This window comes from Nostoc sp. UIC 10630, from assembly GCF_010747425.1.
In the GTDB taxonomy this organism is placed as follows: Bacteria; Cyanobacteriota; Cyanobacteriia; order Cyanobacteriales; family Nostocaceae; genus Nostoc.
Genome location: NZ_JAAGOG010000017.1, coordinates 59,768 through 72,403 on the forward strand (window position 1 = coordinate 59,768; position 12,636 = coordinate 72,403).

The window sequence follows — 12,636 nt, forward strand, 5'->3', positions numbered from 1 at the left end:
CCTTCAACAAAAAACCGGGGTACTTCAGACTAACTTTTATGCGAATTTTAATTTACTCTTACAACTACTATCCAGAGCCAATTGGTATTGCCCCACTGATGACTGAATTAGCAGAGGGACTAGTAAAGCGTGGGCATCAAGTGCGTGTAGTCACCGCTATGCCCAACTACCCTGAGCGTCAAATTTACCAGGAATATCGGGGCAAGTGGTATCTTAACGAATACAAAAATGGTGTTCAAATCCAACGCAGTTATGTTTGGATTCGTCCACAACCCAACCTATTAGATCGAGTGTTACTAGATGCTAGTTTCGTTGTCACTAGTTTTGTACCTGCCCTCTTTGGTTGGCGGCCAGACGTGATTCTCTCAACATCGCCATCTTTGCCAAGCTGTGTGCCAGTTGCTCTTTTAGGATGGTTACGTGCTTGTCCTGTGATCTTAAATTTACAAGATATATTACCAGAAGCAGCCGTTCACGTTGGTCTACTGAAAAATAAATGGCTTATAAAGTTATTCACAGTGTTGGAAAAATTTGCTTACCACACTGCCAGTAAGATTAGCGTCATTGCCGATGGTTTTGTGGACAATTTGCGATCTAAGGGCGTAAAAGCTGACAAAATTGTGCAAATTCCCAACTGGGTTGATGTAAATTTTATCCGCCCTTTGCCTAAAGAAAATAACCCTTTCCGTGCAGCACATAATCTAAATGACAAATTTGTAGTACTTTATTCTGGCAACATTGCTCTAACCCAAGGCTTAGAAAGCGTTGTCAAAGCCGCTTCTGTGTTGCGCCATATCCCAGATATTGTTTTTGTCATCGTTGGAGAGGCAAAAGGTTTACAGCGATTGCAACAGGAATGTCTAGACTGGGGCGCAGATAACGTTTTACTACTGCCATTTCAACCCCGCAAAGATTTGCCACAAATGTTGGCAGCTGCTGATGTTGGCTTAGTGGTGCAAAAGAAAAATGTGATATCGTTCAATATGCCATCAAAAATTCAAGTGCTGCTTGCCAGTGGAGCGGCCTTAGTTGCCTCTGTCCCCGATAATGGTACAGCAGCAAGAGCCATCAGGCAAAGTGGCGGCGGAGTTATCGTTCCTCCAGAAGATTCCCAAGCTTTAGCGATGGAAATTTTAGATTTGTACCAAAACCCCGAAAAAGTCAAAACTCTGGGTTATAAAAGTCGCAAATATGCCGTTGAAAACTATGCTTTTGAACAAGCTTTAAATCAGTATGAGTCATTGTGTTACTCATTGATCGCAGAGCGTGGAACACTTCAGTCCAACAGAGTTACGAAACAAGAAGTTTAATCTACAGCAATGGGGTTAGATTGCACAAAGTGCTAAATCCAAAACCCCTACGATTTTGCTCCTGTTGGGCATAATTTTCGTACCCTGTTTATGGTGGGCTGTACTTAGAAGCTAAACGTTGTCCGAACCGTACCAACATAAGTATTGTGATTACTATCATTATGTTCTGGACTTGTAATCACAAATAGTCCTGGAGTTATGGCCAGATTATCTGTGACTTGAAGGTGGTAAAAGGCTTCGAGATGTAAAGATGTATCCTTATCTTTGAAGCCATCGCCGAAACTATTATGAGTCACTTTGGGAGGTTGACCCACAGTAAATCCTGCAAAGCTGCCTTTTCGTCCGATATCTCTGAGAGCTAGTAGCACTGCCCATGTGAAGATGGACGCATTGGGATCTGCTGGTAAATCTTCTGCTTTTGCATGAATAAAACCAACTCTACCACCGAGAGTAATAACTGGGCTAAGTTGCCAAGCAGCTTCTGCACCAAATGAATTAGCAACGATCGCATCTGCCTCCTCATTAAATGGATCGCTGGTTAATTCGCTTCCAGTTCCCGTCTTCAAATTGTTATGAGAGTGAATATAGGTAAGGCTGAGTTCTGTTGTTTTAGTAGGTTCGAGGGTTAGTTGAGCGATCGCTCCGTAAGGGCTAGCAAAAATCCCCTTCTCTGAATTAGCTGCATTGCTGCTGATATATCCTAATGACAAATTCAAAGCTTTATTCAAATTATGAGAAATACCGATACCTGCGCCACTACCTTGTCGGCGAATGGGATTTTCTCGTCCAAATGTAGAAATCGATCCGTCTCCACTACCGCTAAAAAGAGGATTGACACTAGGAACAAAGTCGCCTAATCCTCCTCCTAACCCGTAGAAAGTTATGCGGGTGCGTTTACCTAGCGGGAATCTGTACTCTAGCTCATCTACTTCCACCTCATTTTCATCGTCACCATCAAATCCCAAATTTGTCATTTGAGTTCCAGTTACATCTTCTAATGCTGGTGTGTTCCTTGCTTGTAAGCGCACTTCTAATTTATCTTTTCCAGTAAAACTGCTTACGAAGCTCAGACGGACGCGATCGCTCAATACTAAATTTTCATTTATTGGTTTACTACTGTTGGCTCTCTTTTCACCAGCGAATCCAGTCACAGCGAAGATGACTTCCGCCTCAAGCTCAACATGGGGGGAAAACTGTTGCGTTTCTAATGCAGCAACGTTGGTTTCTAATGAAGTAACTTGTTTCTCAAGGGTTTTTAATTCTGTCGATAACTCAGAAACAGATGTGATTTTGCTTAATGCATGATTATCAGCATTATATTCATTGAAATTATTAGGTTGATCGGGAATGGGTGTTGCATTAGCTGGAGTTATGCTACTCAAAGTGCATAAAACAATTAAACTAATTAAGCGAAATTGCCGCCAATAATTTGAAGCTAACAATGCTCTCTCCTGAAAATTAGCAATTAGAATATAGGATTTTAAACCTCAAGACAAACCGCAAAGACGCAGAAAACACAGAGAGAATAAGGAGAGAATTTTTATAAATTATTTAAGATTGTTATAGAAAACAAGAGTTTAAATTATGATGCATTTCTATAAATTATTTAAGATTGTTATAGAAAATAAGAGTTTAAATCATGATGCATTTCTAATATGTAAACGTTGTTCACATAGATTTAATAATGCTTTTGTAGAAAAACGGCGTTCTAAGAATTGTGTGCTGATGTGAATATGTCGTACTAGTGTTAAGGTGATGTAGGATTCAATTGAAGTTTTTAATTCCTCGCTTGTAAGCTGAATAAATTTTTCAGTTAAGGCAGTTTCCCAATCGCTTAATGCTTCTGAATTACCAAGGATGCGAAGGCTGTATTCTTTAATATGACCAATGAAGTTACCGATATCAATGGCTGGATTACCTTCACAATATAAATCAAGGTCGATGATATACAAACGAGAACCATTAATAATCATTTGATCGGGATAAAAGTCTCGATGGATACCACAGTGTTTTTGTTCTAAAGTATTTTTTCCTAAATAATTAGATGCTGCTAATATTTGTTCTAAGCGTTCTTTCCATTCTGGATATTCTTGCATCACTAATGGAATCCTTTCATTCAAGATTCGCAGCTCGTCTGACACGGTATGAGAACGGCGAGGAGGAATGTTAGTTTGGTGAAGTTTATGAGCAACTTCAGCAATTCGTTTTGCTAGAAAACTGGTATTGGTTTGAGTTAAGAATTGAGTAGCGATCGCTCCTTGAACTTTTCGCTGCAACCACATCTGCCATTCGGGGATTATCCCTACAGGTTGCGGTACTGAAATTCCATCAGCGCTATCATCTGCAAATCCTTTTTGCCACAAGGATTTTTGTAATTCATAACTATTAAAGTCTGTTCCTTTAGCTCGGATTTTACCAATTAGGGTAATAGTTTGCCCGTAATTATTCAGCAATTCATATTCAATCAAACAACGCCGCCCTGGTTTGTGGCGAATGACTTGAATTTTTTGCAGTTGAGCATTTTGAACAATTGGCAAGTACTGAGTGAACCGTTGTTGTACTTCCACTGGATCAAGCGCTGCTGACAAAAATGGCATTTTGGAATCAGTTACACTGTTAAAGCGATCGCTGATGAAAACAGTCATATTTATTCGCCTCTAAATATTAACTGGGCGTAAATCTAAAAACTTTTATCCTCTCTACACTTCTGCGTGAGAAAATCAACTTGTAAATAGGCAGCACCATAGGGTTATGCCATCAAAGGATTTGGCTTTTCCTCAGTTCGGATTGCAGTCTGCATTTGATACAATGCCGTATAGTGACCATTCTGTTGCATTAATTCCTGATGAGTGCCTTGTTCTAGCACCTGCCCATTTTCTATGTAAAGAATTATATCTGCGCGAGTTGCAAGATACAGATCATGAGTAATTAAGAAGGTGGTGCGGTTTTGCGAGAGGCGTTGTAGAGCATCAACGATCGCTTTCTCGTTGCCTTGATCTAGCCCAGTTGTGGGTTCATCTAAAATCAAAATTGGAGCTTGACGAATAGCAGCACGGGCGATAGCAATTCGTTGGCGTTGTCCACCTGAAAGGGTTGCGCCTCGTTCTCCCACAAGTGTGTTGTATCCTTGGGGTAAAGCTTGGATGAAATCATCAGCATTAGCTAGACGAGTGGCCGCTTCAATTTCCGCATCTGACACGCCGGCAATACCGTAGGCAATATTTTCTCGAATGGTAGCCGCAAATAAGAGACTGTCTTGCAAAACTACACTAATTTGTGGGCGTAATGATTCCAATGTGTACTCGCGGATATCTCGCCCATCAATCATGACTTTACCCATCGTCGGGTCATAAAGTCGTAATAATAGACTTACTAAAGTAGATTTCCCACCACCGGATGTACCAACGATCGCTACTTGCTGCCCTGGTTGAATGGTTAAATTGATGTCTTCGAGCAGAACTTGTCCTGGTTCATAGGCAAAGTGAACATGATCAAAACAAACTTCGCCTCGGAAAATCGGAGCTGGTATCGCATCCGGCAAATCTCGGACATCAGGTTGCTGTGATAATATATCTAAAATTCGCTCACCAGAGGCAGCAGCTTTAGCAAGTCTTCCGGTGTACTTAGCAAAGTTCTGAACCGGCTTAAAGGCATTTTTGAGATAGGTGAGAAACACCAGCACATCACCCGGTGTCAGAGCATTTCGCAATGCTAGCCAAGAGCCGTACCATAAAACAATTGCTGTTCCAAGTGCAATTACAACATCAACGGTTCGTTCGAGATGAGCAGCAAGGCGTTGGGTTCTTACGCTCTCCTTGAGGCTATGGTGATTTTGTTGAGAAAAAACTCGTGCAAAGGCATCTTGCAGTGAAAGTGCTTTGACTAATTTAATGGCAGCAATAGACTCAGCCGCCGTCGCCGCCACAGCCCCTTCTTGTTTCCGTTGCTTTAATGAGGATTCTCGAATTCGCTGACTCAGCCGATTTGTGACTAATACAAACAACGGTAGGGTAAGTAGTGCAAGTAGGGTGAGGCTGCTATTTATCCAAAACATCACGCCAATCATGCCAAACAGCGTCAGAATACTCACTACCAGTGGTAATGCTGCCGTAATCATAATTTCTTGCAGACGGCTAGCATCGCTGCTCACACGAATAATTAAATCGCCGCTACGAGCCTTGGTGTGGTAACTCAAGGACAAATCTTGAAGATGACAATACAGATGATTACGCACCTCAGTCATGACTCGGCTACCTACTGTTGCTAGTCCGACGGTACTCCAATAGGCGGCAAGTGCGCGTAATCCTGTAATGGCAAGGACTGTAACTGCTGAAAATGTAAGTAATGTAACTGGTTCCAGGCGATCAATTAATGGGATATTGGTAGGCCGATCGCCTGAAATCAAAACGTAATCAAAGACAAACTTTAGGGGCCAAGGTTCCAGCACCCGTAGTCCGACATCCGCAACCAGAGCGATCGCAGAAATTAAAAGTAGTCCATACTGTTTTTGAATGTAAGGCCAGAAATAATGTAGTACTCCCCATAAACCAGGAATAACTTTTTTCTGTGGCTTTGAACGTCCCATTTATCGTCTTACCTCCACTTGGAATTGAGGCGGAGTATTTAATCCAGCTATATGCAAAATCTGTTGGGCGATCGCTTCCCAAGTGTGATTTTCCATGACCCTTTTCCGCGCCGCTTGCCCCAAAGAATGGCGCAAATGAGGCGATCGCCACAATTTTTCTAATGCCTCTGCTAAGGCGATCGCATCACCTGGTGGGCAAAGAATCCCATTCACCCCTGTGTCAATTAGCTCCAGCAATTGCCCAATACCACTAACAACTACTGGCAAACCAGCCGCCATATATTCATAAACTTTCAACGGTGAAAAGTAAAAGTCGGATTCAGCCGGATATGGTGCAACAGCAACATCCATTGCTACTAATAATTTCGGAATTTCATTAGGATTCACCGCTCCGGTGAATTTAGTATGAGAGTGTAATCCTCGTGCCAATAATTCGGCTTCGAGATTTTCCCGTTCGGGGCCATCGCCAACAATCAAAAGTTTGGCATTGGGAACTTGTTCATGCAGTTGAGCAAAAGCTGCTGTGAGAATTGGCAGTCCATGCCACGGTTTCAATGTGCCGACAAATCCCACTGTAAAAGTTTTTGGTTGTATTGAAAATACACGATCAAAAGTAGGGAAGCGATCGGGATTTACACCATTTGGGATGACATGAACTTTGCTACTTTTGACATAATTCATTAAGTAAGTTTTCACTTCAGATGAAACAGCAATTAGTGCTGTAGCCGCTTGAAAAACCCGATTGGCTACCTGTTTGGCACTGTGGCAATCAATCAAGCCGCGATGCTTTGCTTGTTCTGCAATCAGAGGGGAATTGACTTCTAATAATCCGGGAATTCCCATAACTTGGGCAAATTCCATTGCACTATAACTCCAAAGAGAGTAACGCTCATAAATTAAGTCAAATGGGCCAAACCTCTCCAAAGCTGAACGCAAATCGGGATTAATTGATAAGGCAATTTGCTCTCGCACAGCGCGTTCTAGTTTTGGGATGGCTGGAAGTTGATGAACTGAAACATTAGCTAAATCTGCGGGTGGTTTTCCACCAATACGAGTGGCAAACAATTCAACTTGGATATTTTGCCGTTGCAATGCTCGAATTACTTCTTGAACATGAATGGAGCATCCTTTTTGCCCAAATACAGGAATTCCTGGATCGGCACAGATATAAGCAATACGCACGCTCTACACCTCCTGAACTACTTTTAAATAATTAGTTATTCGTAAACAGTCTTTAATTACGAATTACGAATTCTTTTAACGTCATAGGTTCAGCCGCATGAAATATTGCTCGTAATGCTGCACTATTGCGATGAATGTCAAACTCAGATTCAATTAATTGTCTGGCTTGGGTTGATAATTTGACTCGCAAGGCGGGATTACTAAGGAGTTGTTGGAGTGCGATCGCTAATTGTTCGGCATCATGTTGTGGCACAATTAATCCAGTCTGGCGATCGCGCACTAATTCGGGAATTCCAGTCACATCTGTACTCACACAGGGCGTTCCCAATGCCATCGCTTCGAGTAAAACTGTCGGCAAACCATCCCGGTTGCCATCTTGTCCGATAATATACGGAGCTGCAAATACAGCAGCTTGCTGCATCAATTGAAATACATCATTTTGAGGACGTGGGCCGACAATTTCCACAGTAGATTGCAGCCCTAAATCTTGGATTTTTTGCTGCAATACAGGTTCTAATGATCCTGTTCCCACAATTTGACATTGGAAATCACAATTTATTCGCTTCAAAATCGCACAAGCATCTATCAAAATAGATAGCCCTTTCTTCTCAATTAATCGACCAACTGAGAGAATCAATGGAGGACGATCAACCGGAGAAGAATATTGTAATTGTCGTAAATCTAAGCCATTGTAAATGCGTTGAACTCGCTTTGCACCATAAATCTTTTGCAAATAATTGAGGTTATAGTCACTGACAGTTACGACAGTGGCAGCATCCTTAAGCTTGCGCTGCATATCTTCCAATTCAACGCTTTCATGAAAGATGTCTTTAGCATGAGCAGTGAAGGTGTAAGGAATGCCCGTGAAGTGAGATGCTAACCGAGCTACACTAGTTGCGACACTACCAAAGTGAGCGTGTAAATGGGTGATACCTTTGAGTCGCGCTTCCCTTCCTAGCCATGCAGCTTGGTAAACAGTGTTATCTTCTTCACCTTGAGCAAATGCCAACTTTGACCAAAAATTTGGAATAACTTTACTTGCTTCTTGTAATTCTGCCCAAAAATAGCTTGCTGCTGTGGGAGTAAGACTATTTAGGGATTCACTTATGCGACCTTGAATTGGCTTACGAATGTAGTTTACGCTAGCGCGCACCTGGGAAATAATATTTTGAAAGTGAGTGTCACACGGTGGCCTCAAAGCAAAAATTTCAATATCTAAACCAGCCGCTTCATGAGCCAAAATTTCATTGACAACGAAGGTTTCAGAATAGCGAGGATAACGTTTAAGAATGTAACCAATACGGATTGACATAATTCGTAATTCGTAATTAAGAAGGTTCTTTTTTAGGCTCCCCAATCTCCTTTCAAGAAGCTTGTTGCGATGAATGAAAAGCAGAGATGAGTATTTCATTTACGAATTGAGGAATGCGGGTAAGTCCATCAAGATCGATACAATTACGGGCTTTTAACGGCTCACCTTCTTGCATTAACCAATCTGTCAATGCTTGAGGTTTCAGATCATGCGGGTGCAGCATATCAACTAAACCAAGTGCCTGTAAGCGTTCAGCCCGGATCAACTGCTCTCGACGGGGCTTGATTCGAGGTACGATGAGCGATCGCTTTTGAAATGACAGCAATTCGCAAGTTGTGTTGTAACCACCCATAGCAATGACGCGTTCAGCCTGATTCAACAACAACGTTGGTTCAGCTAAATATTTCAAAACCTGCAAATTAGAACGTTTAGCAGCATACTTCTGAAGCCGTTGCTGTATCTCTCGCGGCATGAACGGCCCTGTCAAGATGATGCCGCTCATCCCTGGTGGTAGTTCAGCACAAGCAAATGTTTCTGCCAAACGCGCTCCATCTTGTCCGCCTCCCACTAAGCACAACACGAATCGTTCAGATGGCAAATTCAGTGATTTCAATGCCTGAACGCTATCCATATCTACGAATTTCAGGCGGTGACGCTGGTCAAGATAGCCAGTGTAGCGTAGTTTGGCTAAAGTCTTCGGATTGAAGCGATATTCCTGTGCTAGGTCATAAATGGCTGGATCGCCATACACCCAAACCGCATCATAGTAGGTTTGAATAGCCTCTTCATTAGCTATTCTTTTCCAATCTCGATGCACCGATGTGGGGTCATCTAACACATCCCGTAAACCTAAAATGCAGTGCGTTTTTCCTTGGGTACGTAAATAATTTAGTGTTGGTTCTAGCTCTCTCACCGCTCCTCGCGGTACATTATCCACAATCAGAATATCGGGTTTAAAAGTTTTGATGGTGGTAAGAATAACTTGCGATCGCAGCGTAATAATTTCCTGCAATGATAGATCCAATCTTCGTGCCTGATATTGCCCATCGATATTTTTGTGCAAAGCAGGTAAAGTCAAACAATCAACCCCTGCTAGTGTTGTTATATTGCTGGCATCCTGTATTCCACTAATCATCAAAACATCAATTTCTAAGTCTGAACATCCTAAAGTTTGAGCAATCAACAAATTACGGCGCTTATGTCCCAGTCCCATTGTGTCGTGCGAATATAAAGCAATGCGCCATTTACGAGCATTGCTAGATAAACTACTAACCTCTGAAGACGCTAAATTAGTTGGCGTTCGTGCTATTTCTTTAACGTGGGGTAAAAATTTTTTCATCTGTACTCCTGACCAAGTTTTCATCTGGTGGCTGACGACTTGCAAATTTAATTAACACTTTTATTCACAGGTAGATTTTTAAATATTGAGTTAGTTTCCTAAATTAAAAAAGTGAAAAATCTTCTGAATCTTCATGGTTATTTTGTAATAAAATGCGGATATCTCCCCCAAATTTAATAACATTATCACTTGTAAAAATCAAATTTAAAGCATGGACTTCAAATTAAATTATCGTTTTATTAACGAAAGTTAAAAGCTACTTAATAACTTATCAATTTTTTATGAAACATGCATGAAAAATTGATGAAAATTCTCTCATCAAGAACTAATTAATATATGTGAAGACTTAAACCTAAGATTTCAAGACTGATAAAAAGGGTCGTTGATCTAAATTTTATTCAAGTAAATAACTTTCTTTAAAACACAAATAGCTATGTAAATACTTCTAACATTTGAGCAACAAAGTTAACTTTAACAGATTAATAGTAAATATAAGTAAAATTACTTCTTAGAAAATAAAAGATGAATTTAAACTATCTCAAATAAGGATGAGTAAAAATGAGCAGTGTGGTAAAGCGCTTTTGCAATCGCTTGTCTGTTTTTAAAGTATCTTCGTTACTTTTAGTTTGGCAACAAGTGTTTGGAGAAGCACGCACCCGAATTTTGCTCTGGTATTTGCTGATTTTAGGAATAACGTTTCTCATTTCTATCCCGATATTTCGCTATCAACTCTACCAGCGTATTAATCAGCGCGTTCGTCAAGATATAGAAGCAAATATGATGGCTTTCAAAGTGTTGATTAAGGGCGAAAAGTTTGTTACAGAAAATAGACTTACAAATGATGACTCAGAAGAAATATTGAACGAGTCAAAGCAATTTAACTCCTTACTCTCTGGAGAAGAAAAAATTACTGCTCCAGCTTCTGTAGAAGATTTAATCAAGCTTTTTAAAACTTATTTGTTGTATCGGCGACCAGAACGTGAATCTTACTTTATCACTTTTATAGATGGTGAATTATACAAATCTAGTCCTAGCAAACGCCCTAAGCTTTTAGCCAGAGACTCATTACTAATGAGACGGTGGGCAAAACAGACCCAATCAGAACAGGGAGAACAAGAATTTTTTGGTCCTGATGCTAGTAATATCCTTTACATGGTGGAACCCATTACTATTAATGGACAAACACGGGGAGTCTTTGTTGTTGCTCACAATACTACCGGGGAAAGAACAGAAGCTCTAAAAGCAGTCGCTGTGATTATTGAAGTTTTCAGCTTAGTGTTTGTGGTGTCGTTAATCCTTACCTGGTTAGCAGCGGGGCGGATACTTGCTCCTCTGCGGACAATTCTGACTACGGCTCATGCTATCAGTGAGTCAGATTTAACTCAGCGTTTGCCTGCGCGAGGTAATGGAGAACTGGCAGAACTGGCAAAGACATTCAATGAAATGATGGACAGGCTAGAAGCAGCCTTTGCCAGCCAACGTGAATTTGTCAACGATGCTGGACACGAACTGAAAACTCCCATCACTATTGTTCGCGGACACCTAGAACTGATGGGAGATGATCCCCAAGAACAACAGGAAACCGTGGCACTGGTCATTGGAGAACTAGACCGGATGAGTCGTTTAGTTGATGATATGATTTTGCTTGCAAAAGCAGAACGCGCCGACTTTTTACAGGTAGCAACAGTAAATGTGGCAGAGTTAACCAAGGAATTATTTGTTAAAGCTCAAGCACTGGCAGAGAGGGACTGGCAACTAGACTCTGTAGCTAAAGGTCAGATTGTTGTTGACCGACAAAGAATTACCGAAGCCGTGATGAATCTAGCTCAGAATGCTACTCAGCATACTAGGGAGAGTGATACTATTTCCATAGGTTCAGCGATCGCCAAAGGAAAGGTGCGCTTCTGGATACGCGATACAGGCGAAGGCATTCCACTGGTTGATCAAAAACGAATTTTTGAACGCTTTGCCCGATCTTCCAAAAGTCGCCGTCGTTCAGAGGGTGCTGGACTTGGGCTTTCTATCGTGCGAGCGATCGCAGAGGCTCACTTTGGACAAGTATTACTTCGTAGTCAGTTAGGAACAGGTTCGATGTTTACCATCGTTTTACCCCTCGATCCCCCCAAAAAATGAGTATCTATGCCCAACATTCTCATCCTTGAAGATGAACCCCGGATTGCCTCATTTATTCAAAAAGGGTTGCGATCGCAAGGGTTCACAACAACAATTCTGACAGATGGGTTATATGTGCTAGATGTGATGCAAAGTGGAACCTTTGACTTGTTAATTCTGGATTTAGGGTTGCCTGGAAAAGACGGGTTTCAAGTACTCGAAGAACTGCGTGGACAGGGAGAAGACATACCTGTAATTATCCTCTCTGCTAGAAGTGATATTCACGACAAGGTTGCTGGGCTAGAAGGAGGTGCAGATGATTATGTTACCAAACCCTTCCGATTTGAAGAACTGTTGGCGCGGGTAAGGTTACGGTTGCGAAGTACTAGACCTATCAGAGATGCCCAAGAGTTTGTCCTCAAAGCTGGTAATATGGAGCTTAATTTGCGAACTCGACAGGTGAAAATAGGCGATCGCTTAATAGAACTACCTGCTCGTGAATTTGCTATGGCAGAAATGTTTTGCCGCCATCCGGGGCAAGTCATCAGTCGAGAACAACTCCTTGATTACGTTTGGGGTTACGACTACAACCCAGGTTCTAATATTGTCGATGTGTATGTCGGTTATCTCCGTAAAAAACTAGGCAGCAAACTGATTGAAACAGTTAGAGGTATGGGTTATCGCTTGCGAACGTAGTAATGAGTGCTGTTAGCGGTAGCGGGGCGTTTAGCCCGTGCTGAGTGCTGAGTAAAAAATTCTCCCCCTTATCCCAATACGCTTTTTTCTCCCCCTGCCT

At 41.6% G+C, this 12,636-nt stretch carries 9 protein-coding genes; 3 read left to right on the forward strand and 6 right to left on the reverse strand.

Annotation, left to right across the window (positions count from 1 at the left end; translation table 11 throughout):
- Window positions 1-38: 38 nt before the first annotated feature.
- A complete protein-coding gene (locus G1O98_RS07165) occupies window positions 39-1,310 on the forward strand; it encodes a glycosyltransferase family 4 protein (protein ID WP_163927977.1) in 1,272 nt (423 codons plus the stop codon).
- Between the two features lie 104 nt (window positions 1,311-1,414).
- Here the strand turns inward: G1O98_RS07165 and G1O98_RS07170 are convergent, their stop codons facing one another.
- The 6 genes from G1O98_RS07170 to G1O98_RS07195 form a co-directional block, all read right to left on the reverse strand.
- Window positions 1,415-2,752 (reverse strand): iron uptake porin, encoded by a 1,338-nt coding sequence (locus tag G1O98_RS07170; RefSeq protein ID WP_163927979.1) that lies wholly within the window; start codon window positions 2,750-2,752, stop codon window positions 1,415-1,417.
- Between the two features lie 195 nt (window positions 2,753-2,947).
- Window positions 2,948-3,955 (reverse strand): phosphotransferase, encoded by a 1,008-nt coding sequence (locus G1O98_RS07175; RefSeq protein WP_163927982.1) that lies wholly within the window; start codon window positions 3,953-3,955, stop codon window positions 2,948-2,950.
- Window positions 3,956-4,059: 104 nt separating this feature from the next.
- Complete coding sequence (locus G1O98_RS07180) at window positions 4,060-5,895, reverse strand: ABC transporter ATP-binding protein (RefSeq protein ID WP_163927984.1); 1,836 nt, start codon at window positions 5,893-5,895, stop codon at window positions 4,060-4,062.
- Window positions 5,896-7,077, reverse strand: coding sequence for a glycosyltransferase family 4 protein (locus tag G1O98_RS07185; protein ID WP_163927986.1), 1,182 nt, complete (start codon window positions 7,075-7,077; stop codon window positions 5,896-5,898). It abuts the gene before it with no gap.
- A 52-nt stretch (window positions 7,078-7,129) separates the two neighbouring features.
- Window positions 7,130-8,389, reverse strand: coding sequence for a glycosyltransferase family 4 protein (locus G1O98_RS07190; protein ID WP_163927988.1), 1,260 nt, complete (start codon window positions 8,387-8,389; stop codon window positions 7,130-7,132).
- A 52-nt stretch (window positions 8,390-8,441) separates the two neighbouring features.
- On the reverse strand, window positions 8,442-9,728 hold the full coding sequence (locus G1O98_RS07195) for a glycosyltransferase family protein (protein WP_163927989.1): 1,287 nt from the start codon (window positions 9,726-9,728) through the stop codon (window positions 8,442-8,444).
- Between the two features lie 558 nt (window positions 9,729-10,286).
- Here G1O98_RS07195 and G1O98_RS07200 point away from each other — a divergent pair.
- Together G1O98_RS07200 and G1O98_RS07205 are read left to right on the forward strand one after the other, a co-directional pair.
- Window positions 10,287-11,861, forward strand: coding sequence for a HAMP domain-containing sensor histidine kinase (locus G1O98_RS07200; RefSeq protein WP_163927991.1), 1,575 nt, complete (start codon window positions 10,287-10,289; stop codon window positions 11,859-11,861).
- 6 nt (window positions 11,862-11,867) lie between these two features.
- Window positions 11,868-12,536, forward strand: a complete 669-nt coding sequence (locus G1O98_RS07205; protein WP_163927994.1) for a response regulator transcription factor — start codon at window positions 11,868-11,870, stop codon at window positions 12,534-12,536.
- Window positions 12,537-12,636 lie beyond the last annotated feature (100 nt).

Bases quoted from the DNA above. Each gene is read 5' to 3' on its own strand.
- G1O98_RS07190 (WP_163927988.1), bottom strand. From the start codon at position 8,389: ATGTCAATCCGTATTGGTTACATTCTTAAACGTTATCCTCGCTATTCT.
- G1O98_RS07180 (WP_163927984.1), bottom strand. From the start codon at position 5,895: ATGGGACGTTCAAAGCCACAGAAAAAAGTTATTCCTGGTTTATGGGGA.
- G1O98_RS07205 (WP_163927994.1), top strand. From the start codon at position 11,868: ATGCCCAACATTCTCATCCTTGAAGATGAACCCCGGATTGCCTCATTT.
- G1O98_RS07175 (WP_163927982.1), bottom strand. From the start codon at position 3,955: ATGACTGTTTTCATCAGCGATCGCTTTAACAGTGTAACTGATTCCAAA.
- G1O98_RS07165 (WP_163927977.1), top strand. From the start codon at position 39: ATGCGAATTTTAATTTACTCTTACAACTACTATCCAGAGCCAATTGGT.
- G1O98_RS07195 (WP_163927989.1), bottom strand. From the start codon at position 9,728: ATGAAAAAATTTTTACCCCACGTTAAAGAAATAGCACGAACGCCAACT.
- G1O98_RS07200 (WP_163927991.1), top strand. From the start codon at position 10,287: ATGAGCAGTGTGGTAAAGCGCTTTTGCAATCGCTTGTCTGTTTTTAAA.